Genomic DNA, 26255 nt, shown 5'->3' with positions numbered 1-26255 from the left:
TAATAAGGTGGAGCACCTTATATGTACTCAAGAAATTTCGATAAATTAGTGTTGTAAATAAAAAATCAATTTTATGATTAAAAAATTACTATTCAGTTTTATTATTGCTTTTATGGGGATGCAAGCGCAAGCGCAAGTCTCAGCAAATGATCTTTGTGATGATGCCATTGTTGTTAATTGTGGTGACGTCGTAACGGGCAATACAGATATGTCTACGAATGCTACTTCTCCAGAAGATGGTTGTGGAACTCCAAATGGTGCAGCAGGAAACTGGTACAGCGTAGCAGGAAATGGAGACATCATTAATCTTTCATTATGTTCCTTGCCAGGTTATGACACAAAAATAAGAGTGTACTCTGGTAATTGCTTTAGTTTAGCTTGTGTAGGAGGAAATGATGATTCTTGCGGATTACAATCTGAGTTTTCGTTTGTTTCAGATGCTTCAACAGATTACCTTATATATGTATTTGGGTTTGGTGGAGGTACTGGAGATTATGAATTAACAATCACCTGCACTATACCACCACCACCAGTAACGAATGATCTATGTGCAGACGCATTACCTATAGCTTGTGCTGACAGCTTTTTTGCAACAACTGTAGGAGCTACTCAAGCAGATGAGCCAGACCCAGCGTGTAACGTTGGTAATTTTGGTGATGCACCAGGTGTATGGTATAGCTTCGCGGGTACAGGAGATATTGTAACCGTTTCTTTATGTGGTTCAGATTTTGACACACAACTACAAGTTTTTTCTGGTAATTGTTTTAGTCAAGTTTGTGTGGCTGGAAACGACGATAACTTTGCAGCATGTGGAGCAGGAAATAATTCAGAATTAGTATTTGAGTCTGACGCTTCTACTAATTATTTATTTTACATTAATGGTTTTGGAGATGCCTCTGGTAACTTTAATATTGAACTTACTTGTGTGCCGCCGCCGCCACCACCGCCAAATGACGAGTGTGATTTGCTTGCAACACCTGCTGTCGTAAATTTAGATGATCAATGTACTTTAATCACTTCAGGAACCATTGGAGGAGCAACATCGTCTAGCGTACTTAACGAATGTATAGGGACGGCTAATGATGATGTTTGGTACACTTTTGTAGCAACCACAGAAATACATACAATTGCCCTTTTAAATATTGTGGGAGGTACTACAAACTTAGTACATGCTGTATATGAAGGGTCAGATTGTGCGACTTTGACGCAGCTGTTTTGTAACGACGATAATGATAGTTTTGCAACGGGATTAACGATTGGAGAAACATACGCTATACGTGTTTGGTCAAATGGTACAAACCCATTAGAGATGACCACCTTTGATCTTTGTATCGCTTCTTTTATACCACCTCCACCACCCGCTAATGATGAATGTGATGCGGCAATAGATGTGGCAGTAAATGCAGATGATTCTTGTGACTTGACTACTTCGGGAACATTATTAGGAGCAACAGACTCGGGTGTTACTTCAGCATGTCCAGGAACTGGTGACGATGATGTTTGGTTTACCTTTACAGCAACAGCAACTGCGCATCAAGTGAGTATGCTTAATGTAGTAGGCGATGTAACAGATTTAGTACATGCGGTTTACTCAGGCCCAGATTGCGATAATTTAACAGAAATTTACTGTAGCGATTTTAACGTGAGCCAGTCGAGTGATTTCACTCTAGGTAATACGTATTGGATACGGGTATACAGTTTTACTAATGAACCTTTTCAGAACACAACATTTGATGTGTGTGTGAATACGTTTGATACGATTATCGTCAACAGTATTAATGACCTAGAAACTTTCCTTACTGCGGAAGAACTAGTGCAACAGGTATTTGTAGAACAGGGTGGATGTGGGTCTGTAGATATTACATTTACAAATCTTCAAGAAAATCCTGCCGGAGTTACGGATATTGAACAGCGCAGTTGGGGTTATTTTAAAAGAGGAACTACGGCTTTTGATCTAGAAGATGGAATTATCTTATCCTCTGGGTTTGCAGAATCTGCAGAAGGAAATAATTCACAATCAGGGACATCAGGTGCTGGTGCTGGATGGGGTGGAGATATAGATCTTCAAACAATACTAGATAACCAATACGGTACTACTGTGCCCACACAGAATGCTACGATATTCGAATTTGAGTTTTCTTCAAACATTCCTTTAGTAACTTTTGACTTCATTTTTGCATCAGAAGAGTATGAGGACAATTTTGAGTGTAGTGATCAGTTTAGAGATGGATTTGCATTTTTAGTAAAAGGTCCCGGTATACCAAATACTTCAGGAGCTCCTTTTGGTGGAGTAAATATTGCTTCTATTCAAGGTTCAGATAATGTACCTGTAAGTACTTTTACAATACATAGAGATACTTTCTTATGTGGTGGAGAAGTTGAAGGAACAAATTATTTTCCAGAATTATATGTGAGTAATTGGGCAGATAACCTAAATGCGCAACCTGTAGAATATGATGGATTGACAACGACGTTGACTACAGCGACAGTGCCATTGATGGTTGGTGAAGTGTATACAGTGAAACTCGTTATTGGAGATAGATCTGATACCGCCTTTGATTCTGCCGTATTCTTGGCAGGGGGTAGTTTTGACCTTGGTCAATTAGATCTTGGTGGTGATATTACGATAAACGGTGGTGATGCACTGTGTGAAGGCGAAGAGATTACACTTGATGCAGGTACCTTTGATGATGCTACCTATGAGTGGATACAAGATGGTATCTTGCTAACAGATGAAACAGGTAGCACACTGGTTGTGACAGAAACAGGCACCTATGAGGTAGCCGTTTCTTTCGACAATACTACGTGCCAAATTGGTGACACTATCTTTATTGAATTTTTCGAAATTCCTGTGGTAGAATTGGGTCCAGACCTTTTAGTCTGTGAAGGTGGATCTGTCACCATTGACGGAACTCCGGTAAATATTGTAGATTTAATGGATGTTAGTTACCAATGGTCGCAAGACAACGTTGAACTTACTGGAGAAACAAATGCTACACTTGATGCAGATCAAGATGGTGCTTTTTCTGTAGTTGTAACATCTCAAGGGGGTTGTTTGGGTTCTGATGAGGTTCTTGTGAATGTCGTAGATTTCACAGTGAGCATAGGTGTAAGTCAAGAGTTCTGTGGAATAGCTTCATTTGAAATTGTCCCAGAAATAGTAGGCGAAGACGCAACAGAAGCAACATACCTTTGGAGTACTGGAGAAACGACTCCTACCATTACAGTTTTAGAAGATGGTACCTACACAGTGGACGTAACGATTGATGAATGTACTATTAGTGATGACCTCACATTAAACTTTAGAACCTTGCCGGTAGTCACGATTAATGGAGGCGAAACTACATTTACAAAATGTGCTAACGAAATAGAGACCCTAACTGCAACTGCTACAAATGAAGACGGAGCCCCTATTACCTATCAATGGTATTTAGACGGTGGTCTTCTTGAGGGAGAAGCTGAAGCAACTTTAGAAATTGAAGCCGGTGGAGTTTATGAGGTAGAAGTTAGTAACGACGGCTGTTTAGCTAGCGAAGATATCTTTGTTGATTTCTATGCAAATCAACCTTGTATCATAACGCAGGGTATTTCGCCAAATGGTGATGGCTTAAATGATAACCTTGATTTAGAGTACCTAAACGCATCACCAGGAATAGAAACCCTAATGATCTTTAACCGCCATGGTCTTAAAGTATATGAGCTGGCTAACTATGTTAATGAATGGTATGGACAAGCGGATGATGGTAGCAGCCTACCAGTAGGTAATTACTATTACGTGATCAACTTAGTAGAAGGTGAAGCCTTAACCGGGTTTATCTATTTAAACAAATAATTGAATAATATTAATAAGCAAAATAATGAAAAAACGAACGTTATTAGTACTCCTAATTGTTGGATGTATGTCTCAAATGGCATCAGCTCAACAAGATCCGCAATACACGCAGTATATGTACAATATGAATGTCGTAAATCCAGCCTATGCTGGAAATAAAGAGGCATTGTCACTTACTGCATTGTACCGAAATCAATGGGCTGGTTTTGATGATGCACCTGTAACTATTACATTTTCTGGACATGCTCCAGTAGGTAATAATGTAGGATTAGGACTCTCTGTAATTAAAGATGAGCTAGGTCCTATCAGTGAAACAAATGCGTACGCGGATTTCTCATACACCTTACAACTAGGAAATAAAGCAAAACTAGCTTTAGGAATAAAAGCTGGTGCTACTTTTCACGATGTTGGTCTAGCAGGCCTTGACACACAGGATGAAGGTGATCCTTTTTTCTCTCAGGATATCAACGACACCTATCCTAATATTGGAGCAGGAGCATTCTTATATACAGATAATTTCTATCTGGGACTTTCGGTTCCTAATATGTTAAAATCTGTACACTTAGATGAGAATGCACTTAAGTTTGGATCAGAAATTAACCATTATTTTGCAACTGCAGGATATGTATTCCAAGTAAACGATAACTTTAAACTAAAACCTTCTTTGATGGTAAAATCTGCATTTGATGCACCCACCTCTTTTGATGGAAACTTGAATGCATTGTTCTATGATAAATTTGAATTAGGAGCATCTTACAGACTAGATGATTCTTTTAGTGGTCTTGTAGGGTTTCAAGCAACACCCACATTACGAATTGGATACGCATACGATGCAGTAACTAGTGAAATAAAAACTGTAGCACCAGCTTCGCACGAAGTAATACTAACGTTCGATCTTATATTTAACAAGAAGGCATTACGTTCACCTAGATACTTCTAAAAACCAATCTTTCTTACAATTAATTCATCACAAATGAAAAAAATATTTACTTTCTTACTCTTAGTGGCCATTAGCTCAAGTGCTTTGATGGCTCAAAATAAAGACACAAAAAAGGCAGATGGTTTCTATGATCGTCTTGCATATACAGACGCAGCAGACGAGTATCAAAAATTGCTGAAACGTAACAAGGGGGATCGCTATGTTTACGAGCGCCTAGCTAATAGTTACTTCTTCATTAATGAATCAAAAAAAGCGGAGACGTACTATAAGCGTGTAGTCAAAGGTAGAAACGTAAAACCCGCAACAGTTTTCAACTATGCTCAATCACTCAAAGCAAATGGTAAATACGCCGAATCAAACGAATGGATGAGGAAATTTGCAGAAATGAAACCAAATGATAATCGCGCCATGGAGTTTATGAAAAACCCAGACTATCTACCACAGTTACTTGAAAAAAGGCCGAAGTTTACAGCGACAAACATGACAGACTTAAATAGTGAGTTTTCAGATTTTGGCGGTTTTATGATTGGTAAAGATTTCTATTTCACATCAGCCAGAAATACTTCTAGAAAAACCTATGACTGGAATGATGAACCATTTTTAGACTTATATAAAGCAGGAAAAGTTGGGGAGGCAGCAATTAAAAACGCAACACTACTCAATGGTGAGGTTAATACTAAATATCATGAAGCAAATGCAGTGGTTACCCAAGATGGGAAACGTATGTATTTTGATCGAAATGACTATAACGACGGAGACTACGAAAAGAATGAAGAAGGGATTAACCAGATTAACCTATACTACGCAGAAAATGTAAATGGTGAATGGAAAGACGTACAACTAGCTCCTTTTAATAGTAGTGAATTTTCTACAGGACATCCAGCATTAAGCCCAGACGGTAAGACCTTGTACTTCTCAAGTGACAGACCAGGAGGACAAGGAATGTCAGATATTTATCAGGTAAGTGTATCAGATAGTATCTTTGGCAACCCAACTCCAGTCATGGGTAGCATAAACACAGAAGGTACAGAAGCCTTCCCTTATGCTGACAGTAACGGTACGATGTACTTTTCTAGTAACGGACACTTAGGAATAGGTGGACTTGATGTTTTCTATACAGAAGCAAATGGTAATAGCTTCGGAAAAGTCAAAAATATGGGTAATGTAATCAATAGCCAAGATGATGATTTTGCCTTTATATTTGACGGTAATACCCAAGAAGGATTTGTTTCTTCTAATCGTCAAGGTGGACAAGGAAGTGATGACATATATAAAGTGAAGCAAATTGAGCCATTATGTGAAGCGACAGCTACGGTTACAGTGATAGATGCAAATACTAAAATGCCAATAACGGGTGCAAGAGTTGATTTCTACGATACGATGGAGAACAAAGTAGGAACTCAAACTACAGTATCTAATGGTACTACTACTTTTGATACTACCTGCGACGTAGCATACGTGTCACAGGCAGTGATGATAGATTATGAAAGCGCTTCAATGGATGTTGCAGCGGGTAACGATGAGAACGTACGTGTAACTATTGAATTAAAACCAATAGAAGAAATAATAGTAGAAGATATGATTGTTTTAAATCCTATCTACTTTGATTATGACAAGCACAATATCAAGCCTCAAGCAGCATTTGAACTAGATAAGGTGATTGCTATTATGAAAAAGTATCCTTTAATGGTTGTTCGTGCAGATAGTCATACGGATAATAGAGGATCAGATAAATACAACTTAAAATTATCTAACAGCAGAGCACAGTCTACGGCACAGTATATTATTTCTAAAGGCATAGATGCAAGCAGAATATCTGGAGTAGGTAAAGGAGAGACTTCTCCTATAAACACATGTGGCGATACTTGTACAGATGAACAACACGCGAATAACAGAAGATCAGAATTTACTATCACGGCGAGATAGTTTTTAGACCAAAAGCCAACCAAAAAAGAGAAGAGCCCCTTTTGCAATTGCAGAAGGGGCTTTTTGATGGTTCAAAGTTACACCAGGTGCTACCAGGTGCTCAGAGCGGTCTTTCCTGTTTAGAAGCTGCGTTTAAGGCTTAATCCAGAGGCAACAGACAACTGTTTCAGAGCGCAAACAAAATAGCTTCGGGAATGTCAATAATTGAATGTCTGATCTTCAGTCATTCATATTTCGGCACAAAAAAGGCTACCCAAAGGCAGCCTTAATAGCAATGCTAATTTATAGCTCTTAAATAGAATAATTAAGCCCTAATAAATAATATGTCTGTAATTTATTATCTAAGTTTTCAAACGTTGGAACTGGATCCATACTCATCACGTCATAGTTTTCAAGACCAAAATTAAGTACTTCTTGCTTATTTCCTCTTAATCCAAATTCAAACCCTACACCTATTTTCTTCCATAGTGTATACCCGAAAGAGTTGACCCAAGTAATATTTGAAAGGTCTGAAGATTTATAGCTTTGAAAAGCAGACACATTAGATTTAAAATTGATAGCACCTAATTTACGCGTATAATCTACGAGAATTTTAGCCCCTAACGAAGATTCAAATACAGTATTGTTTTCAGCAAAAACAAAGTTGTAGTTTAATGGGTGTACAACAACCACAAGATTATCAAGTGGAGTCCAAGTAGCACCTAGGCCGGCATCTAGATAACCCGGGTTATTAAAGTTGTTTAGCAAGGTTGTGCGATATTCCATTAATCCAGATGCAGCTATGTTTTTTGTAATGTTTCTTCCATAAAGTGAGGAGATGTTAAGGACATCGCTTCCTGCTTGAAAACTATCGTCATCTGCGGGGTCGTCCTTATCATCAAACTTTACCCATCCTAAATTAACATTCAATGCATTGCGCCAAAAGTATTTTTCTTCTTTTAGATTTGCAAATCCGTTTACGGTTACGCCTATGTTACCAGTGCTTACATTGGGACTTCCTTGAGCGAACCAATTATCAAAACTAGATAGACTAAGACCCACAGTGCCAAAGGCGCCATACTTCCAGCCTGGCAATGCGTCAATCTTTGCTTGAATGGCATCGACTTCCCCTTGCAGTTTTGAAATCTCCGACTTTAAAGGAGCTTGTTCAGATTTTAATTCTTGTTCTGTTTGAGCTAATGTGCTAAATCCTATAGCTACAAAACTAGCTAGTACTATAAATTTTTTCATCTATTGGTTTTAAATTTAGGATAAAATTAAAGGTATTTTCAATAGTATGAATACCGAAGCTTAAAAAAAAGGACAGTATTTGACAAAGGGATAGTAAAAATCGATGAAAAGCTATCTTTTCGCCAATTGGACGAAACTACAAGCCTCGCCATACATAACGCTTTTAGCGATAGGGAGGAGTTTTTGACTCAAGAGCACATATGCATTTTGAGGAATAGGCTTATTTGCACAGCCTTTTATAATGCAGGGTTTTCCTTCACAATACTCGAGATCGAGCTTTTGGATAATTTCAGAGTAGATTATAGATTCTAATTGGTCTAGATCACCTACAATGTTTTTAGTGGCGAAAGGGGCGAGTAGCAATGAGACCAACGAATAGGTCCAGGCTGGTAAAATTGCATCTGTACTGCAATACATGGCCACCATTTGATTCTGGTGTTGCTCCCAATTATAAGCCGCAAGCGAAGCTCTAAAATCAAGTTCTCTCAAGATAAACCCGCCAGCTAACCATTGCGAAATGTCGAGACGTACACGCTCCCCTTTAGGATAATAGTCCTCAAGATCAATAGTAATAAGTTTACTATTTGCAACTCTATTTATTATTTGGTTGGCCATAAATTATTTAAACAAGCGGCAATATACCTTAGATGTTTAGCTTTTTTATTAAAGCATCCCTAATTCAAGTTTAGCTTCTTCAGACATTAAATCTTGAGTCCATGGTGGGTCAAAAGTTATTTCTACTTCGGCATCTTTGACGTCTTTTAAAGACTTTACTTTGTCTTCCACCTCTAAGGGTAATGATTCTGCTACGGGGCAGTTAGGAGTCGTTAAAGTCATTAAGATCTTCACCTCGTGGTCCTCGTTTACAAACACATCGTAAATCAAACCTAGTTCATAGATGTCTACGGGGATTTCTGGATCAAAAATGGTCTTGATTACTCTCACTATTTTTTCTCCCAATTCTTGTACATCTATTTCTGTTTTTGCTTCTGCCATAATCTTATTTATTTGTCGCTTGATAAGCGATTGCGTATAATTTCATTTGTTTAACCATCGACACGAGTCCGTTTGCACGGCTAGGTGAGAGGTGATCTTGTAAGCCTATTTCAGTAATAAAACCGGTGTCAGAAGCAACGATTGCATCTGGTGTTTGATTAGAAAATACACGAATCAATATCGCGATAATCCCTTTGGTGATAATTGCATCACTGTCTGCAGTAAATACAATTTTATCAACTTGAATTTCACTCTGCAACCAAACCTTAGATTGACATCCTTTAATTAATTTGTCATCTGTTTTTAAATCTGCTTTTATTAAGGGAAGCGTTTTACCCAAGTCTATCATATATTCATACTTCTGCATCCAGTCGTCAAACATGGCAAACTCATCTATTAGATCTTCTTGTATTTCTTTAATTGTCATAAATCGTTTTCAGATAATTATTCTTGCTTTTCTGCTGAAATAACGATAGCATTATTACTCTTAGCATACAAAGTTAATACTCTATTTACTAATCTATAATTGCCTACATTACTTAGGGCTGATAAATATTCTTGCTCTGTTTTCATCACCGAGTCTGGCTGACACATTTTTTTTGTGCTTCCCATACCGCTAAAGGTTAAATTAAAAAGCACTTCGTCATAATCACCGAAATAAGAGTTACAACCCGCATCTCCATTAATTTGTTTGCTTATTGGGTTAAAGCCAATAGTAATATTATTTTCAATTTGATTATTATTTAGCATCTTAACGTCATACGCACCCGTTAAATGAACTTCCTCAGCGCTACCAACTACTTTTTTAGTTTCGTCACAACTCATCGCAACAATTAAGGTGCATATAAGAGATAAGTTAAGTAGTGTTTTCATAATTATTTGGTTTTATAATTAATATTCAAATAGCTATTGTTAGCGCAACATCATGGTAGCTTTTTTCACTCCAGCAACAAGCACATCTACTTCTTCCAAGGTATTATAAAACGCAAAAGAAGCACGCACTGTTCCCGGTATACGATAAAAATCCATAATAGGTTGTGCGCAATGATGTCCTGTACGCACTGCTATACCTAGCTTATCTAAAATCGTACCTATGTCATAAGGGTGAATTTCTCCTACATTAAAAGATATGACACTTGTTTTATCCTCACTTGTTCCGTAAATCTTTAAGCCTTCTATGCTGAGTAGTTGCTCCGTTGCATATTGCAATAAAGCTTCTTCTTGCTTTTTAATAGTATCAAAACCGATTGCATTTAAATAATCTACTGCTGCGCCAAATGCAATTCCACCCGAAATATTAGGGGTTCCTGCTTCAAATTTATGTGGCATCTCTGCATAAGTAGTTTTCTCAAAAGTAACGGTAGCAATCATCTCGCCACCTCCTTGATATGGCGGTAGTTTTTTACCCCAAGCTTCTTTCATATATAACATTCCCACACCGGTTGGTCCACACATTTTATGCGCTGAAGTCACATAAAAATCAACATCTAATGCCTGCATATCTGCTTTCACATGAGAACATGCTTGTGCTCCATCAATTAGAACACCGGCACCTACTTTATGTGCTGCATCAATTATTTCTTTGATGGGATTAATGATCCCTAATGCATTTGAAATATGATTGACAAAAACAAGTTTAGTGTTAGAGTTTAGTAAGGAATGAAACACATCCATTTGCAACGTGCCATCTTCGTTCATCGGAATCACTTTAAGGGTGGCTCCCGTGCGTTCGCAAAGCATTTGCCAAGGCACTATGTTTGAATGATGCTCGAGTGCAGAAACTATAATTTCATCCCCTTTATGTAATAGGTTAGTAAATCCAGATGCTACAAGATTAATACCTTCTGTGGTCCCTGAGTTGAATAGTACCTCGTGAGCGTTTGCTGCATTAAAATGTAATTGCAATATCTTTCTCGCCTTTTCATAGGCGTCTGTTGCTTCTTGTGATAATGAGTGTACTCCACGATGAATGTTTGCATTGTAGTTACTGTAATAATCTACAATGCAATCAATCACTTGTTGCGGTTTTTGAGAAGTCGCGGCGTTGTCTAAATAGACTAACGGCATACCATTAACCCTCCTCTTAAGGATTGGAAAATCTTCTCGTATCTTTTGTATGTCAAAGCTCATGAGAAGTCTGGTTTTATAATTCGAAGCCTAAACTTACGCCTATTTTATCGGCAATAAGTTTGTTAATTCTCGATTTCAATTCTGGAATTTTAACACTTTCTAAGACATTATTTGCGAAGGCATACATTAATAATGCACGTGCTTCTTTCTGTCCTATTCCGCGAGAACGCATATAGAATAATGCATCGTTATCTAGTTGTCCAATCGTGCAACCGTGAGAACATTTTACATCATCTGCAAAAATCTCTAATTGAGGTTTTGCATTAATAGTCGCTTTATCACTAATCAAAATATTATTGTTTTGCTGAAATGCATCTAACTTTTGTGCTTCCTTCTCCACATAAATTTTCCCATTAAATACACCTGTTGAGCTACCGTCAAAAATACCTTTGTAATCCTGATGGCTCTCACAGTTTTCTGCTACGTGATGCACTAGTGTGTTGTGATCTACATGTTGTTTCTCTCCTATGATGGTAATACCATTTAAGATAGAATCACAATGCTCACCTTCTTGCTTAAAATGAAGGTTGTTACGCGTTATTTGTCCTCCAAAAGAAAACGTATGTACACTGCAGATACTTTCGCGTTGCTGCTCAATAAATGTGCTATCTACTAACGAAGCTGATAGGGCATCATTTTGTATTTTATAATAATCCACCATTGCTCTTTTATTAGCAAAGATTTCTGTTACAGCATTTGTTAGCACTGCATTGCTTGATAAACTTTGGTGACGCTCAATAATCTGAACATGTGCATTTTCATCTGCTACAATTAAATTTCTTGGCTGTGAAAACATCGCAGCTTCATTACCTGTAGAGAAGTAAATAATCTCAATAGGTTTATCTACTTCTTTGTTTTTTGGGATGTGAATATAAGCACCTTCTTTTGCAAATGCAGTGTTTAACTGGGTAAGCCCTTCTAGTTTAGCCGCCTTGTTAAAATACGCCTCAATAACGGGGCTATACTTAGACTTGTCTAATGCAGAAGAAAGAAGACAAACATCAATACCATCATGCGTAGTTTCTGATAGATAAGAGCTATAAACACCATCTATAAAAACAATCTTATAGGTATCTACATTATGTAAAAAGTACTGTTTTACATCTTTAAATTCTATAGCGTTTTCTCCTCTTGGAGAGATATTATATTCTTCTTTAAGCAAAGACTTGAGTGAAGTATATTTCCAGCTCTCTTCCTTTTTACTCGGAAATCCTTTTTCTTCAAACACTTTCAGTGCATCGGCACGAAGGTCATGCAACGGAGAGTCTGCCTTTAAATGATCTTCAAAGGCAATATGAGATGTAAGTAATTTATCTTTTAAATCCATAATAGGGTTTTAGGTTTTAGGTTTAAAGTTTTTAGTCTTTAAACTAATTCCTCCTTAATCCAGTCGTATCCTTTTTCTTCAAGCTCGTAAGCAAGCTCTTTAGTGCCAGACTTTACTATTTTTCCGTCCATAAGTACGTGTACAAAATCTGGAACGATATAATCTAATAGACGCTGGTAGTGTGTAATTAACACAACAGCATTGTCCTTATTCTTAAGTTTGTTCACACCATTTGCAACTACTTTTAAAGCGTCAATATCAAGTCCAGAATCTGTCTCATCAAGAATGGCAAGTTTAGGTTCTAGCATTGCCATCTGGAAAATCTCGTTCCTCTTCTTTTCACCGCCAGAGAATCCTTCGTTTAGAGATCTAGACAAAAATTTACGGTCTATGTCTAATAATTCTGCCTTCTCTTTGATCATCTTTAGCATTTCCGAAGCAGGCATATCACCTTCTCCTTTAGCTTTGCGAGTTTCGTTAATAGCCGTCTTGATAAAGTTAGTTACCGAAACTCCAGGAATAGAAATCGGATATTGAAACGATAAGAACACCCCTTTATGAGCACGTTCTTCTGGATCCATTTCTGTGATGTCTGCAGCGTCAAGTAAGATTTCACCTTCGGTCATCTCAAACTCTTCTTTTCCAGCAATCACAGATGCTAGTGTACTTTTACCAGAACCGTTAGGTCCCATAATAGCATGTACCTCTCCTGCTTTAACTTCAAGGTTGATACCTTTAAGAATGCTTTTACCTTCAACACTTGCGTGTACGTTTTTAATCTGTAACATTATTTTGTTTTCTTTTCTTCGATTCTTACATCTGCAGGCGATGGTGTATCGCTCACGTTAACTATTTCTTTAATCGTAATATTTAAACGCCACCCTTCACCTGTATTGGTAAAAAGCGGGTTTGCTACTAGCTCCCCCTTTACTCGAACGGGAACCATATCAAATTCATCTTTCTTGATAGGGGCAACCATATCAGCTAGTTCTTGCATTTTTTCATCGATGGTCACGCCATAAATAAAGTTAGTGCCTTTTAATACAGCACCCTCTTCAATATATATAAACTCACCATCATAGGTTTTCAGTTTTGCTGAAGCTTCGCTCTTTGGATTTTTTCCTTCCTTTTCTGTTGTTTCTTTTTCTTCACCATTTTTACAAGCGAAAAGCGTTACTAATAGACACAAAACCAATAATTTATTTTTCATTTCTGTACGTGTGATTAGGGTTAGTTTATTATCCTACAGATCCTTCTAGACTTATCTCTAGAAGCTTTTGAGCCTCTACAGCAAATTCCATTGGGAGTTTGTTCAATACTTCTTTACTAAAACCATTTACAATAAGTGCGATGGCTTTTTCTGTCTCAATACCACGTTGATTACAATAGAATATCTGGTCTTCCCCTATCTTACTCGTAGTTGCCTCGTGCTCTACTTGAGCTGTTTTATTATTAGCTTCAATATATGGGAAGGTATGCGCTCCACAAGCGTTTCCCATAAGAAGAGAATCGCATTGAGAGAAATTACGCGCATTATCTGCACTTCTATTTATTTTAACTAATCCTCTATAACTGTTTTGAGATTTACCAGCTGAAATTCCTTTAGAGATAATGGTACTACGGGTATTCTTCCCTATGTGAATCATCTTAGTTCCAGTATCTGCTTGCTGATAGTTGTTTGTTACCGCTATCGAGTAAAACTCACCAATAGAGTTATCACCTTTTAGAATACAACTAGGATATTTCCAGGTTACGGCACTTCCAGTTTCTACTTGTGTCCAAGATATTTTTGCGTTTTTCTCACAGATCCCTCTTTTAGTCACAAAGTTAAAAACACCACCTTTTCCTTCTTTATTCCCAGGAAACCAGTTTTGTACGGTACTATATTTTATCTCTGCATCATCCATTGCGACTAGCTCTACAACCGCTGCATGTAATTGATTTTCATCACGGCTAGGCGCTGTACAACCTTCTAAGTAACTTACGTAACTACCTTCATCTGCAATCACAAGGGTTCTTTCAAACTGACCTGTATTGGCTTGATTTATTCTAAAGTATGTAGAAAGCTCCATCGGGCATCGTACTCCTTTTGGTATATAACAGAACGATCCATCACTAAACACGGCACTATTAAGTGCTGCATAAAAGTTATCACGTTGTGGTACAACAGACCCTATATATTTTCTTACTAATTCTGGATGCTCTCTAATAGCTTCGGAAATACTACAAAAAATGATTCCTTTCTTGGCTAATGTGCTTTTAAAAGTAGTGGCTACAGAAACAGAATCTATCACAACGTCCATTGCTACACCTGCAAGCTTTTTCTGCTCATCTAAAGAAATACCAAGCTTAGCAAATGTTTCCAGCAATTCTGGATCTACATCGTCTATACTATCGTATTTAGGTTTACCATTGGGCGCAGAGTAATATGAGATAGCTTGAAAATCTGGCTTTTCATAATGCACGTTTGCCCACTCTGGTTCTTCCATTTGTAACCAGTATCTATAGCTTTCTAGTCGCCAGTCTGTCATCCATTGTGGCTCTTCCTTCTTTTTAGAAATAGCGCGCACAATGTCTTCACTTAGTCCAATAGGAAATGTCTCAGATTCAATATCTGTGTAGAAACCATATTCGTATTCTTTGGTCTCTAATTCTTTTTTTAAATCGTCTTCGGTATATTTACTCATATCAAGAATGAATTCTGTCTTAAATTAATGGAAATTGTCGCTAGAGTGAAAATGATTCTCCGCAACCACAAGTTCTATTTGCATTTGGGTTGTTAAAGACGAAGCCTTTTCCGTTTAAGCCACCGCTAAATTCTAGCGTAGTGCCTATTAGGTATAAAAAGCTTTTTTTGTCAACGGCAATCTTTACGTTATTTTCTTCAAAAAGCTTGTCGTCATCGCCCATCACATTATCAAATTTTAAATCGTATGATAAACCAGAACAACCGCCGCTCTTTACACCCACACGCACATAATCTTGAGTAGGACTAAATCCCTCCTCAGTCATAAGCTGTGATATCTTTGTTTTTGCTCCTTCGCTAACTGTGATCATATAAATTAGATTAATTCTAAATTAGGATGCAAATGTACGGTAAATAAGCAACCTTACCATACTCAAGTATACTTAAATAATATGTAGTTATAGTAGAAAACTATGGCGACTACCTTACTTTCTTGTAGTCGTATTTTAGAAGAAATACTTACGGAGTGTTTGTGGGAAGGTAGTAAGGGTTATTGATGAAAGAAGGGTCTGAGAGCGAACGTAAAAAGGCTACCAAGTCTACTTTGTCTTCTTCAGATAATTGCACCCCGCCTTCTCCTACGGCCTTCATTAAAGGGTCAATTGTGTCTGAAAACACAAGACCTTCACTATAATGATTCACAACTTCTTCTAGGGTAGCAAATCGCCCGTCATGCATATATGGTGCTGTGTAGGCTAAATTACGAAGACTCGGGGACCTAAATTGTCCAAACTGATTAGGGTCTCCTGTAAATGCACCTCGACCTCTATCTTCAAAAGAGGTGTCTAAGCCATTATTGTGAAAAGCATTATCTGTCCACAGTGGATTTGTAGGACTCCCGTGGCAATGAAAACAATCCCCTCTAGTTTCGTCTAGAAAAACATCAAGGCCGTTCTGTTCTTGTTGGGAAAGGGTAACTTCTCCAAGCAGGTATTTGTCAAACTTAGAATTGCCAGAAACCATGGTGCGCACAAATTGTGCGAGTGCTTTTGTAACTTCGGCTTTTGTGATGGTTGTGACGTTAAAGGCTTGCTCAAACTGAAGCAGATAACTGGTATCTGCTCCTAGAGTTGCTGTTAAATCTGGCCAATTGTTATGCATTTCAATGGGGCTCGTAATAGGGCCTTCTATCTGTTCTTCAAGGGTAGCTGCGCTTCCATCCCAGTTAAAATTTCCGCTGAAATTAAATGCAAGATTTACTAAGGGCATAGAATTTCTAGTGCCCGGAGTTCCGGCTACGCCTATACTCAAAGCCCGACTATCAGAAAACCCTTCTGGTGGTTTATGGCAACTGGCGCAAGAAATGCTGTTGTCTAGTGATAATCTGTTGTCGTAAAATAATCGCTTTCCTAAGGCAATCCCTTCTTCAGTGAGCCGGTTGTCTTCTGGCATCACTGCCTCAGGTATTAATTGCTGAAATAATAAAGGTGTTGCTATTTCAGCAGGGATAGCAACGTATCCTGCTGTATCATCATTGTCTCTCCCGCAAGACGCGAGCAAAGACATAGTAACGTACAGTAGGATATATCTTTTCATTATTCTTGTGCGTAAATTATTGACCCTAGGCTAAAAACATTTTGACCATTCTGGTTCATCATTATCTGAGCATCATAGTTAGGCATTAACATCGTGTAAAGCTCATTTAGATTCCATTGATTAGGATTCTTGTACCACTCAGCAATATTCATATCAACTTCAATAATCGTGTCAATACCTTCAATAGTTATCGTGCCTAACTCTATAGCGATAGATGTGTCTGTAAGAGTTGGATTATCACCAGGATTTTGTGCGGCTCTTATGGCGTGATACTGATAGTTGGTGTTTTCATCTGCATCGTTAATGTACATCCCTTCCATTTGCATGTAATGGTAACCACCTCCTAATGGAGCAGGAACACCCCAATCTACAACATTGAGATCTGGATAGGCTGCTGTTGTATTGTCTGTGTCACTAAAACCAAAACGCATAGAAAGTGTATAGTCTCCTTGAGCAAAGCTTGTTGGAGATGCTATTGTAGCTCCAGTACTCTCTCCCACATCTACGAGTTTATAATCTGCGATTACGGTTTCTATACCGTCTGCATCTGTTAGTACGATATCAGTCATTAGATATCTTAATCGAGACACGCTTAATAGGTCTTCATTTTCATTTACATACACCAGATTACTAAACTCATTTATGGTGATTATGTCTCCATCAAAACTTTGTGTAAAATTAATAGCAACATCACTTTTTGCTAAAGGCGTAGTCGTGTCATCGTCTGTACCACAAGCTACAAAAGCAAGTGATAATAAAAGGGCAATTTTTTTCATGATAATTTATTTGATTTTAACTAATAATAGGTCTTTAATACCATTATTTGAAGTGATGTCTCCATCATTGCTTTCCGTGTTTCCTGCCATAACAATAGCATTGTCTAAAGATTTTACTGCAGAAATCCCAAAGTCAAGTCCAGAACCTCCCACTGTTTTTTCAAAAAGGATCGCACCGGTTTCATCTAAGAGATATACCCAAGCGTCATTCAGGCCATTATTAATGGTGATGTCACCATCTATACTTCTTGAAGATCCGGTAACTAGATAGGTACCATTATTCATGTTAGTAACACCACGCGCAGATTCAAACAAAGAACCTCCATTTGTTTTTTGCCAGATTAAACTTCCAGTTGGACTAAATTTTACCGCCCAACTATCTGCATTGCCTAATGGGTTTGTAATATCGCCATCTGTACTTCGAGTATCTCCTACAAAAAGGTAATTTCCATCAAGTGTTTCAGTAAGTGCGTAACCATTGTCAATTTCTTCTCCACCAAATGACTGCGTCCATATTTTTTCTCCTGCAGCATTTACTTTTACAATCCAGAAGTCGTGACCACCGTGATTATCGATCACGTCAAAATCCGCGCTTTCTGATGCACCTACAATTATATAGCCGTTATCTGGTGTTTGAACGAGGTCAAAACTTCGGTCATCATTTGTACCTCCAAAAAAGTTTCGCCATTCCTTATTACCATCTGCGTCAAGTTTAATCGCCCAGTAATCACCTACGCCGTGTAGGTTATTGCCAGAGGCGCGCGTGTCATTTTGACCTTGTGAATTTGCGCCACTTTGCACATCATTCCCCTGACCTCCACTTGCAGTGACATCAAAAAAACCAGAGACTAAATAGCCTCCATCATTTGTGGCAATAAGACCTTTTGCTTGATCGCTTCCTGAAAACCCAAAGCTTTTTTCCCAGATAATGTCACCAGTAGGAGACATTTTAAATATCCAGTAATCGTGAAAACCTTCAAATGTACTCACATCACCATCGCCTGATGATACATAACCACTAACTACATAGTTGCCGTCGTTTGTGGCTACAATACCATACCCTTTATCATTCTGTGAGCTCCCATACGTTTTACTCCAGACAAGTGACCCATTGCTATCCGCTTTGATTACCCAGATATCATTATCAGTGGTAGTTTTGTCTGAAATGGCCCCGTCAGTACTGTTTGTGGTGCCCACAATAAGATATCCTCCATCTGGAGTTGCAATGATGTCGTGACCTTCATCTTCGCCAGATCCACCTATGGTAGAAAGCCAATCAATATCTCCTGTAAAAGGCATTTCTACCGTGCCTTGGTCATCATCCGTTACTGGATCATTATCACCACCACAAGAAATGAAGACACCTACAGTAAATAAAAATAAAATTGATGTTGCGATGTTGTTCAGGTACATATGTGAGTTAGATTTTAATCAAACGCGATACTGTATTTTGATTCACTTTTACTAAGTACATCCCTGCATTAAGTTGCGAGATGTTTATGTCTTTAGTAAGTCCAGAGTCAAAAGCCAAGTTTACCACCTGTTGTCCTAGGACGTTATAAATTTCTATTGAAGTAATAGGGTCTGCTTGAGACTTAATAGTGATGCTTGTTGTTGCTGGGTTAGGAGAGACTGAAAAAGCTGTTGCCATTTCTTCTTCTATTCCTAATTCTGGTCCTTTAACTAAAAGAAAACCTCTGTTAATATCACTAATAACAATGTTAGCACTTGTAAAGTATGGGTATAAACTCCAAGCACCATCAAAATTAGTTCCGTCGTTAGAAGGATATGAATCGAAAAATCCTTCTTCAACAAAATTACCATTTGCGATATCTGAAATATCTAAAACACGGATTCCAGCTCTATAATTACTTAAATATAAACGATCTCCGCGTACGTATGCATTGTGATCAATTGCTCCTGTAGGACCATAATATTCAAATCTTGGTGGCGTTGTTGCGTCAATATCAAGTAAATCAAATACAATAGTTCTTGTGTTAAAACCAGAACCTAATTCATCTGTCTCGTCTCCTAAAATAAAATATCTATGATCTTCTGTCAACCAACCTTGGTGCGTATAACCATCGTTAGAATACATGATTTCTTTAATCATTACAGGGTTGCTCTTGTTGGTAACATCTATGATTACTACTCTGTCCTCATTACTTCCTATAAATAGTTCTGTATTTCCATCATTGTAATCATTGTCTGGTCCATCATAAATTACTATTTGAGCGTCATGACTATATCCTCCTAAAGAAGAGCCGCCTGCCGCAACAGGATTTGTTGGGTTACTAATATCTACATAGTGACCACCTCCGTTAAAAGTAGAAGTACCTATTGCGTATGCATAACCCGTGTCTTCATTAATCGCAATGTTGTGAGCGCTTCCAAAGCCACTATAGTGTGCATCGTTATTAAAAGTTTGTGGAGGGCTAGAAACATCTCTCAAACGAGTAAGGTCAAAAACCTGCATTCCATGTCCATTAGCTTCGCTTACAATATAGGCGTGATTTTCATACACTTTAATATCTCTCCAAGTGCTACTCTGAGTATGAGTAGGCAGTTTTCCTAAATACACAGGACTTATAGGGTCTGAAATATCAATAAAAGCTGTACCATTATTTAAACCAACAAGTGCATACTCTTTTCCATCTTGTGGATCTGTCCAACCCCAAGAATCATTTCCAGCGCTTGCATTCATTTGATTCAAAGAGATCTCAGATTGTAGATCATATCCATTACAAGGATAAGGGCCAGCCATACCATTGTTACAAGGTGTTTGGGCAAATGCAGGAATTGATAGCAATCCAAGAGTAACAAAAGCGATGTTCTGTTTAAGTAATTGTTTGATTTTCATAGTTGTTTTTTATTGAGCGACAATAATATATATTTTTATTGCTAACATAAGTAGATGATGAGATAAAAGTGATAAAATACCCTCCACAAATATAAGATTAAACTTACCTTTTGTCTGGTATTTATTAAGTTTTAACGAATTTTTAAGGTAAAATCAAAAAGAAAAATACATCAGCACTCTAGAAACTATAACGCTTAAATCATTTACTTTTGCGCAAAAATAGTACCATGTTTGAAAACAAAGACGAATCACGCACCTCTATATCTAGCTTGGGAGAATTTGGACTAATTGACCATCTCACAGAGCATTTTAAAATAACACGAAAATCGACAAAAATTGGGATAGGCGATGACGCAGCAGTTCTTGATTTTGATGCTAAGAAACAAGTAGTAGTTACTACAGATTTGCTGATAGAAGGAGTGCATTTTGACCTGAGTTATATGCCTTTAAAACATTTAGGCTACAAAGCGGTGATGGTAAATTTAAGCGATGTGTATGCCATGAATGCTGAGGCAACTCAAATTACAGTAAGTATTGCAGTGTCTAACCGTTTTCCAATAGAAGCTTTAGAGGAATTATATGCAGGAATTCAAGCTGCATCAGAGGTGTATAAAATAGATGTGATAGGAGGTGATACTTCATCTTCTACTTCTGGCTTGGTTATTAGTATCACTGCAATAGGTCTTGTTGATGAAGATAAGGTAACAAAAAGAAGTACAGCAAAAGAAGGAGATTTGCTTGTAGTTTCTGGAGATCTGGGCGCGGCCTATTTAGGACTGCAAGTACTTGAGCGAGAAAAACAAGTTTTTAAAGTGAATCCCAATTCGCAACCAGATCTTGAAAAATACACCTACTTAGTAGAGCGTCAATTAAAGCCAGAGGCTCGCAGAGACATCACTTTATTATTAAAAGAAATCGAGGTGCTTCCTACCAGTATGATTGATATAAGTGATGGGCTTTCTTCAGAAGTTATACATATATGTAAGCAGTCTAAAGTAGGGTGTAATTTATATGAGGATAAAATCCCATTAGATCCACAAGTAATCAGTACCTGTGAAGAATTTAATATGGATAGCACTACAATCGCTTTAAGCGGTGGAGAAGATTACGAGCTTTTATTTACGGTAAAACAAGAAGATTTTATAAAGATAAAGGCGAATCCACATTTTTCTATCATAGGTCATATGACAAACGAGAGTGAAGGAATTCATTTAATCACTCGAGCAAATACTAAAATACAACTTATTGCAAGAGGGTGGAATGCATTGGATGAAGAGAAGTAAGTTAAAACGCATATCCAAAAGAAGCGCGTAGGTTTTCATTGTTTTGTTTCCAGAAAGAATCTAGGATTACAATCTCGCCATAGCCATCCTGAGTAAATGACTTCTGGCAGCAAGAGCATTTATATTCTTTAATACGCGCATTCCGTGCACTTGACTTATTCAGAGAATGACCAAATATCATACAGATTATTTCTTTCATACCGTTATTTTTATACGTCTATATTTTCTTCTAAAGAAGGAGTTTAAACATTTGTTAGTTAGTCTATATTGTTCAGTTAAAATTTGTAATTTCCCGTCGATATCATTTGTAATTTCCCGATCACAATTACAACATTTATATTCCTTTATATAAGGAGTAATCGTGTTTGTTATCATGTAATCGTGCCCGAGAGCACACATTAATGAGGAGAAGTTAACAGGAGGTTTATTGGGGCGTTTTTCCATGAGGCTATAATTTGGCACATATAAAACTAATGAAAATATGCCAATAAAGCGACTAAAGTCAAATTTAATCGTTGAAATGCAGATATTTTAACATTTCAATTTTATTTTCAACCCAGCTCATATGTCCAGAATCTATACTGATAAGAGGGGTGTTTGTTACTTCAGAAATATGCTGAACTTCAGGCAGCGGTAATATAAGATCGTCCACACCCGCAATGATGCGTTTCTCTTTACTGAAATTTTCTAACACCGAAGTGCGATCCTTACGATCTCGCATTCCTAAATGGGCAGCCGCAATCCCTTGGGCGCTAAAAGTGAGTGCTTCTTTTTTTGCTTTCGCTATTTCTACAGGAAACTGTTTGCGGGCTTTTCCAGTAAATAGATTACTCATCGCATTACTCACGTAGGCATCCTTATTTCTATACAAAATTTGAGCAGCACGATTTCGGTTTACTTTTCGTTCTTCTGTATCTGCAGCGGTCGTGGAGTGTAATAAAATTAAGCCATCGATCATTTCTGGAAAATTTTCGGCGAAAGCCAAAGCCACATAACCTCCCATGGAATGCCCTATAAATGAAGCAGCACTTATGTTTTCTGCCTTTAATATTTCAGCAACAATACTGGCCATGAGCTCCATGGTATGAATCTCGTCTATGTTACCGCTTTGCCCAAAACCAGGTAAATCTATAGCGACCAGCTGGTATGTGTCTTTGAGGTGAGCGATAGTGTCGCACCACATAGTGCTGCTTTCCATAAGTCCGTGAAGCAAGACAAGGGGCTTTCCAGCGCCGGTGATCGTATAATATATAGGTGTCTTTTTATAGTGGTAAAACATTTAGGTATCTTGGCGCTTAGAATTGTAAAGATATCAATATCGTATGAGTATTAATAAACAGACCCTCGTCATTGCATTTGCGTTATTTTCACTCTTTTTTGGTGCTGGAAACTTAATATTACCGCCCTTCTTGGGCTATAACGCAGGAGGTAGTTGGCCTTTGGTTTCGATTGGTTTTGCGATTTCTGCAGTCATTATTCCTATTATGGCTATCTATGGTCACGCCCGTTTACAAGGGACTTTAATGGATTTTGCAAACAAGGTTTCTCCCGTATTTGCATTAATCTACGCACTGATTATTTATGCCATTTCTATCAGCTTGCCATCTCCTAGAACGGCATCAGTAACATATGAAATGGCCATCGAGCCTTATTTTGAAATGTCTTCACTGACCTTGAGTGCTATCTATTTTGCATTCGTCCTACTCTTTGCCCTAAACAGAACACGTATCTTAAACATCATTGGTAAGTTTTTAACGCCGCTTATTATTTTAATTCTTCTACTCATTATTAGTATTGGCCTTTTTGCTGATGTGACGCCTATGAGTGGCACCATTTTTAAGAGCACATTTACAGACGGAATTCTAGAAGGTTACCAAACCTTTGACGCCATAGGAGGTGTCGTAGTTGGTGGTGTAATTGTAGTTTCTTTAGCCTTACAAGGCACTTTAAATTATGACCAAAAGAAAAAGATGATTGCAAAGGCGGGACTGCTTGCAGGACTTGGATTAGTCATTATCTATGGAGGGCTTATCGCTTTAGGCGCATCCTACAATACCACCATAGAAACCGACGATAGAGTACAGCTGTTAACAGACTTAAGCAAAGGCACCTTAGGAGATATAGGTACTTCCTTCTTAGGCGTGTTGGTTGCATTAGCTTGTTTTACTACGGCTGTAGGGATTGTGACAGGTACGGCAGATTTTGTAAAGAAAATAGCTGGAAATTCGCAGATGGCATATATCATCACTGCAGTGGTGGGTTGCATTATTGGCGTAGCCGTTGGGCAGTTTGATGTGCATTATATTATAGACATTGCCTTGCCTGCATTAATGTTTATCTATCCAATCACGATCGCTTTAATCATACTTAATGTACTGCCACAAAAATGGACGACTCCGCTTGTTTTTAGATTTGTGATTGCTGTTACATTCCTTTTTAGTATTCCAGATTTCTTGCAGTTTTTTACAACTTCGGAAATGTTAGACATTGTAAAATCTTACATTCCATTGGCCGGTGTGAGTATGGGTTGGGTGTTGCCCGCACTCGTAGCTTTTGTTTTAGGGAATCTATTACAGCAAAAAGCAGCTCATTAAAATTCCAATTCTGGATACAGATGAGGTTCGCTTATTTCTGGGACATTGCCGGCATAGGCTTTGCCTCTTAGTTTTTGAACCGTATGACTCACCAGTTTTTCTGAAGGATAGCTTTGCATCAAGGCATTTATTTTTTGGGCTATAATACCATCAGCTTCATCTGTTAACCAATGCGCTTCTGCTTCTCTCGTTAGCATTAATGGCATTCTTGGTTCTTTGATCTTTGGGTTGTTATGTATTTTAGTAAGTAAGCTATTTCCCGCGGTAGTGACAATCGTAAAGGTGTTCAGCACTCCATCTGTTTCTGGATGCACATACTCGCTAAACAATCCTGCCAAGGCTAATGGCTCTTTATTTTTATGGCTAATAAAAAACGGATAGGTAGCACCTTTAAAATGATGATGTTCATAAAAGCCATCTACATAGACAATGCATCTTTGTTGCTCGGCAGCTAGTTTAAAAGAAGGTTTCTCAAAGATGGTTTCGCCACGCGCATTGAGGGTGCTGTTCCATAGTTTTTTGAGTTGTGCATCGTCTTTTACCCAGTGTGGCACCAAGCCCCACGTAGCCACTTCAGGGAAGTCTGGAGAACGATTTGTATATATAAGTAAAGAAGGATGGCTAAAACCAGACACATGATGCAAAGGCAAATCTGTAAGCGGCACGAGCTTCTCAATAATCTCATGCTGCGCCTGCACATCTCCCTTGCGTCTCGCGCGGTTGAGTTGGGCTTCTAGCGATGCTTTGATGTCGTAGCACATAAGGATTAAAAATTTGTCCATTTACCCATTCATTATATCCTCAATCTCCTCCGCTTCAATAGGAATATTGCGCATCAAGTTAAAAGGAGCGCCGTTGCCATTAATGACAAGATCATCTTCTAGGCGGATCCCAAAACCTTCTTCAGGGATATAAATTCCCGGCTCTACAGTAAACACATTACCCGCTTGCATAGGCTCGTAAAGAAGACCGTAATCATGAGTGTCTAGTCCCATATGGTGCGAGGTGCCGTGCATAAAGTATTTTTTATAGGCAGGCCAGTCTGGATTTTCATTCTTTACATCTGCCTTGTCTAAGAGACCAAGACCTAATAACTCTGAGGTCATAAGGTTCCCCACTTCTACGTGGTATGCGGCCCATAGTGTTCCAGGAACCAGCATTTTTGTAGCGTCATTTTTTACACGGTTTACAGCATCATAGACTTCGCGTTGGCGTTTCGTAAAACGGCCATTTACAGGGACAGTACGTGACATATCACTGCTGTAGTTTGCATACTCCGCACCTACATCCATCAAGATGAGGTCGCCGTCTTTACATTGCTGGTTGTTCTCTATGTAGTGGAGTACATTTGCGTTGTTACCAGAAGCAACAATAGGCGTGTAGGCAAACTTTTTTGAGCGGTTGCTTAAAAACGTATGCATATATTCTGCCTCGATTTCAAACTCCCAAACTCCTGGTTTTACAAAACCAAGCACGCGTCTAAATCCTTTTTCTGTGATATCACAAGCCGTCTGGATAAGGTCTATTTCTATTTGATCTTTAACCGCACGCAACCGTTGTAAAATAGGATTGCTCTTTGCCCAGCTATGTGCAGGAAATTTATCTTTGGTCGCCTTAATAAAACGGGCTTCGCGCGTTTCGGTTTCTACGTTTGCGCGGTAATGCTCGTTGGTATTAAAATACACGGTGTCGCATTGTGTCATCACCTCATAAAACACCTTGTCAAACTCTTTAAGCCAGTACACAGTTTTGATTCCGCTTACTTCTAGGGCGCGTTCTTTAGTTAGTTTTTCCCCTTCCCAAACCGCAATATGGGCATTGGTTTCTTTTAAGAATAAAATTTCTTTATGCGCAGGATTGGGTGCGTCAGGAAACAGCACGAGTATGCTTTCTTCTTGATCCACGGCACTTAGATAAAAGATGTCACGCGCCTGTTCAAATGGCATCGTGCTATCTGCACCTATAGGGTAGGTATCATTACTATTAAACACAGCAAGGCTAGACGGCTTCATCTTTGCCATAAAGTGCTTGCGGTTTTTAATAAAAAGCTTGCGATCAATCTGGTGGTATTTCATAGCG

At 38.3% G+C, this 26255-nt stretch carries 24 protein-coding genes; 5 read left to right on the top strand and 19 right to left on the bottom strand.

Translation table 11 applies throughout. From position 1 onward, the window contains the following. Window positions 1-73 precede the first annotated feature (73 nt). The 3 genes from ABXT71_RS03225 to ABXT71_RS03215 are packed head-to-tail and all read left to right on the top strand — an operon-like array spanning window position 74 to window position 6698. On the top strand, window positions 74-3832 hold the full coding sequence (locus ABXT71_RS03225) for a choice-of-anchor L domain-containing protein (protein WP_415372410.1): 3759 nt from the start codon (window positions 74-76) through the stop codon (window positions 3830-3832). 25 nt (window positions 3833-3857) lie between these two features. After that, window positions 3858-4772: a type IX secretion system membrane protein PorP/SprF gene (locus ABXT71_RS03220; protein WP_415372409.1), complete on the top strand. Its 915-nt coding sequence runs from the start codon at window positions 3858-3860 to the stop codon at window positions 4770-4772. A 33-nt stretch (window positions 4773-4805) separates the two neighbouring features. Next, a complete protein-coding gene (locus ABXT71_RS03215) occupies window positions 4806-6698 on the top strand; it encodes an OmpA family protein (protein ID WP_415372408.1) in 1893 nt (630 codons plus the stop codon). Window positions 6699-6989: 291 nt separating this feature from the next. On the opposite strand, the gene ABXT71_RS03210 is transcribed toward ABXT71_RS03215, so the two are convergent. The 15 genes from ABXT71_RS03210 to ABXT71_RS03140 all read right to left on the bottom strand — a co-directional run bounded on the left by ABXT71_RS03210 (window position 6990) and on the right by ABXT71_RS03140 (window position 20299). Beyond that, window positions 6990-7928 carry a DUF3078 domain-containing protein gene (locus ABXT71_RS03210; RefSeq protein WP_415372407.1) on the bottom strand — a complete coding sequence of 313 codons (939 nt, stop codon included), beginning with the start codon at window positions 7926-7928 and terminating at the stop codon, window positions 6990-6992. A gap of 111 nt (window positions 7929-8039) precedes the next feature. After that, the gene (locus ABXT71_RS03205) at window positions 8040-8543 is read right to left on the bottom strand and encodes a DUF2480 family protein (protein WP_415372406.1); all 504 of its coding nucleotides are present in this window, start codon (window positions 8541-8543) and stop codon (window positions 8040-8042) included. A 48-nt stretch (window positions 8544-8591) separates the two neighbouring features. Then, a complete protein-coding gene (locus ABXT71_RS03200) occupies window positions 8592-8924 on the bottom strand; it encodes a DUF59 domain-containing protein (protein WP_415372405.1) in 333 nt (110 codons plus the stop codon). A 4-nt stretch (window positions 8925-8928) separates the two neighbouring features. Then, the gene (locus ABXT71_RS03195) at window positions 8929-9351 is read right to left on the bottom strand and encodes a SufE family protein (RefSeq protein WP_415372404.1); all 423 of its coding nucleotides are present in this window, start codon (window positions 9349-9351) and stop codon (window positions 8929-8931) included. Between the two features lie 17 nt (window positions 9352-9368). After that, window positions 9369-9797: an META domain-containing protein gene (locus ABXT71_RS03190; RefSeq protein ID WP_415372403.1), complete on the bottom strand. Its 429-nt coding sequence runs from the start codon at window positions 9795-9797 to the stop codon at window positions 9369-9371. 39 nt (window positions 9798-9836) lie between these two features. Next, a complete protein-coding gene (locus ABXT71_RS03185; protein ID WP_415372402.1) occupies window positions 9837-11054 on the bottom strand; it encodes an aminotransferase class V-fold PLP-dependent enzyme in 1218 nt (405 codons plus the stop codon). Window positions 11055-11067: 13 nt separating this feature from the next. Next, entirely contained in the window at window positions 11068-12381 is a 1314-nt protein-coding gene (sufD, locus tag ABXT71_RS03180) for a Fe-S cluster assembly protein SufD (RefSeq protein WP_415372401.1), read from the bottom strand. A gap of 38 nt (window positions 12382-12419) precedes the next feature. Continuing rightward, entirely contained in the window at window positions 12420-13169 is a 750-nt protein-coding gene (sufC, locus tag ABXT71_RS03175; RefSeq protein WP_415372400.1) for a Fe-S cluster assembly ATPase SufC, read from the bottom strand. Next, entirely contained in the window at window positions 13169-13591 is a 423-nt protein-coding gene (locus ABXT71_RS03170; protein WP_415372399.1) for a hypothetical protein, read from the bottom strand. Before ABXT71_RS03170 ends, sufC begins: the two co-directional genes overlap by 1 nt. 28 nt (window positions 13592-13619) lie before the next feature. Next, the gene (gene sufB / locus ABXT71_RS03165) at window positions 13620-15068 is read right to left on the bottom strand and encodes a Fe-S cluster assembly protein SufB (RefSeq protein WP_415372398.1); all 1449 of its coding nucleotides are present in this window, start codon (window positions 15066-15068) and stop codon (window positions 13620-13622) included. A 40-nt stretch (window positions 15069-15108) separates the two neighbouring features. Next, a complete protein-coding gene (locus tag ABXT71_RS03160) occupies window positions 15109-15438 on the bottom strand; it encodes a HesB/IscA family protein (RefSeq protein WP_415372397.1) in 330 nt (109 codons plus the stop codon). 148 nt (window positions 15439-15586) lie between these two features. After that, entirely contained in the window at window positions 15587-16663 is a 1077-nt protein-coding gene (locus ABXT71_RS03155; RefSeq protein ID WP_415372396.1) for a cytochrome-c peroxidase, read from the bottom strand. Continuing rightward, a complete protein-coding gene (locus ABXT71_RS03150) occupies window positions 16663-17439 on the bottom strand; it encodes an MbnP family protein (protein WP_415372395.1) in 777 nt (258 codons plus the stop codon). Before ABXT71_RS03150 ends, ABXT71_RS03155 begins: the two co-directional genes overlap by 1 nt. Before the next feature lie 6 nt (window positions 17440-17445). Continuing rightward, a complete protein-coding gene (locus tag ABXT71_RS03145) occupies window positions 17446-18852 on the bottom strand; it encodes a hypothetical protein (RefSeq protein ID WP_415372394.1) in 1407 nt (468 codons plus the stop codon). Window positions 18853-18859: 7 nt separating this feature from the next. Continuing rightward, window positions 18860-20299 (bottom strand): choice-of-anchor B family protein, encoded by a 1440-nt coding sequence (locus tag ABXT71_RS03140; RefSeq protein ID WP_415372393.1) that lies wholly within the window; start codon window positions 20297-20299, stop codon window positions 18860-18862. Between the two features lie 227 nt (window positions 20300-20526). Between ABXT71_RS03140 and thiL the strand changes: the two genes are divergently transcribed. Then, window positions 20527-21582, top strand: coding sequence for a thiamine-phosphate kinase (gene thiL / locus ABXT71_RS03135; protein ID WP_415372392.1), 1056 nt, complete (start codon window positions 20527-20529; stop codon window positions 21580-21582). Window position 21583: 1 nt separating this feature from the next. Here the strand turns inward: thiL and ABXT71_RS03130 are convergent, their stop codons facing one another. Further along, window positions 21584-21781: a hypothetical protein gene (locus ABXT71_RS03130; RefSeq protein ID WP_415372391.1), complete on the bottom strand. Its 198-nt coding sequence runs from the start codon at window positions 21779-21781 to the stop codon at window positions 21584-21586. Between the two features lie 309 nt (window positions 21782-22090). Further along, on the bottom strand, window positions 22091-22861 hold the full coding sequence (locus ABXT71_RS03125; protein WP_415372390.1) for an alpha/beta fold hydrolase: 771 nt from the start codon (window positions 22859-22861) through the stop codon (window positions 22091-22093). A 43-nt stretch (window positions 22862-22904) separates the two neighbouring features. Between ABXT71_RS03125 and brnQ the strand changes: the two genes are divergently transcribed. After that, window positions 22905-24176, top strand: a complete 1272-nt coding sequence (gene brnQ, locus ABXT71_RS03120) for a branched-chain amino acid transport system II carrier protein (protein ID WP_415372389.1) — start codon at window positions 22905-22907, stop codon at window positions 24174-24176. Here brnQ and ABXT71_RS03115 read toward each other — a convergent pair. Together ABXT71_RS03115 and ABXT71_RS03110 are read right to left on the bottom strand one after the other, a co-directional pair. Continuing rightward, window positions 24173-24958 (bottom strand): SOS response-associated peptidase, encoded by a 786-nt coding sequence (locus ABXT71_RS03115; protein ID WP_415372388.1) that lies wholly within the window; start codon window positions 24956-24958, stop codon window positions 24173-24175. The genes brnQ and ABXT71_RS03115 overlap by 4 nt on opposite strands. Continuing rightward, entirely contained in the window at window positions 24959-26251 is a 1293-nt protein-coding gene (locus ABXT71_RS03110; protein WP_415372387.1) for an aminopeptidase P family protein, read from the bottom strand. It abuts the gene before it with no gap. Between the last annotated feature and the right edge of the window lie 4 nt (window positions 26252-26255).

This window comes from Patiriisocius sp. Uisw_047, assembly GCF_047730165.1.
Lineage (GTDB): Bacteria > Bacteroidota > Bacteroidia > Flavobacteriales > Flavobacteriaceae > Patiriisocius.
Note: the sequence above shows the minus strand (reverse complement) of the source record. Positions and strands in the feature narration are given on the sequence as shown.

Excerpts from the sequence above, each read along its gene's own strand:
- ABXT71_RS03225 (WP_415372410.1), top strand. The coding sequence starts at position 74 with ATGATTAAAAAATTACTATTCAGTTTTATTATTGCTTTTATGGGGATG.
- ABXT71_RS03220 (WP_415372409.1), top strand. The coding sequence starts at position 3,858 with ATGAAAAAACGAACGTTATTAGTACTCCTAATTGTTGGATGTATGTCT.
- ABXT71_RS03215 (WP_415372408.1), top strand. The coding sequence starts at position 4,806 with ATGAAAAAAATATTTACTTTCTTACTCTTAGTGGCCATTAGCTCAAGT.
- ABXT71_RS03210 (WP_415372407.1), bottom strand. The coding sequence starts at position 7,928 with ATGAAAAAATTTATAGTACTAGCTAGTTTTGTAGCTATAGGATTTAGC.
- ABXT71_RS03205 (WP_415372406.1), bottom strand. The coding sequence starts at position 8,543 with ATGGCCAACCAAATAATAAATAGAGTTGCAAATAGTAAACTTATTACT.
- ABXT71_RS03200 (WP_415372405.1), bottom strand. The coding sequence starts at position 8,924 with ATGGCAGAAGCAAAAACAGAAATAGATGTACAAGAATTGGGAGAAAAA.
- ABXT71_RS03195 (WP_415372404.1), bottom strand. The coding sequence starts at position 9,351 with ATGACAATTAAAGAAATACAAGAAGATCTAATAGATGAGTTTGCCATG.
- ABXT71_RS03190 (WP_415372403.1), bottom strand. The coding sequence starts at position 9,797 with ATGAAAACACTACTTAACTTATCTCTTATATGCACCTTAATTGTTGCG.
- ABXT71_RS03185 (WP_415372402.1), bottom strand. The coding sequence starts at position 11,054 with ATGAGCTTTGACATACAAAAGATACGAGAAGATTTTCCAATCCTTAAG.
- sufD (WP_415372401.1), bottom strand. The coding sequence starts at position 12,381 with ATGGATTTAAAAGATAAATTACTTACATCTCATATTGCCTTTGAAGAT.
- sufC (WP_415372400.1), bottom strand. The coding sequence starts at position 13,169 with ATGTTACAGATTAAAAACGTACACGCAAGTGTTGAAGGTAAAAGCATT.
- ABXT71_RS03170 (WP_415372399.1), bottom strand. The coding sequence starts at position 13,591 with ATGAAAAATAAATTATTGGTTTTGTGTCTATTAGTAACGCTTTTCGCT.
- sufB (WP_415372398.1), bottom strand. The coding sequence starts at position 15,068 with ATGAGTAAATATACCGAAGACGATTTAAAAAAAGAATTAGAGACCAAA.
- ABXT71_RS03160 (WP_415372397.1), bottom strand. The coding sequence starts at position 15,438 with ATGATCACAGTTAGCGAAGGAGCAAAAACAAAGATATCACAGCTTATG.
- ABXT71_RS03155 (WP_415372396.1), bottom strand. The coding sequence starts at position 16,663 with ATGAAAAGATATATCCTACTGTACGTTACTATGTCTTTGCTCGCGTCT.
- ABXT71_RS03150 (WP_415372395.1), bottom strand. The coding sequence starts at position 17,439 with ATGAAAAAAATTGCCCTTTTATTATCACTTGCTTTTGTAGCTTGTGGT.
- ABXT71_RS03145 (WP_415372394.1), bottom strand. The coding sequence starts at position 18,852 with ATGTACCTGAACAACATCGCAACATCAATTTTATTTTTATTTACTGTA.
- ABXT71_RS03140 (WP_415372393.1), bottom strand. The coding sequence starts at position 20,299 with ATGAAAATCAAACAATTACTTAAACAGAACATCGCTTTTGTTACTCTT.
- thiL (WP_415372392.1), top strand. The coding sequence starts at position 20,527 with ATGTTTGAAAACAAAGACGAATCACGCACCTCTATATCTAGCTTGGGA.
- ABXT71_RS03130 (WP_415372391.1), bottom strand. The coding sequence starts at position 21,781 with ATGAAAGAAATAATCTGTATGATATTTGGTCATTCTCTGAATAAGTCA.
- ABXT71_RS03125 (WP_415372390.1), bottom strand. The coding sequence starts at position 22,861 with ATGTTTTACCACTATAAAAAGACACCTATATATTATACGATCACCGGC.
- brnQ (WP_415372389.1), top strand. The coding sequence starts at position 22,905 with ATGAGTATTAATAAACAGACCCTCGTCATTGCATTTGCGTTATTTTCA.
- ABXT71_RS03115 (WP_415372388.1), bottom strand. The coding sequence starts at position 24,958 with ATGGACAAATTTTTAATCCTTATGTGCTACGACATCAAAGCATCGCTA.
- ABXT71_RS03110 (WP_415372387.1), bottom strand. The coding sequence starts at position 26,251 with ATGAAATACCACCAGATTGATCGCAAGCTTTTTATTAAAAACCGCAAG.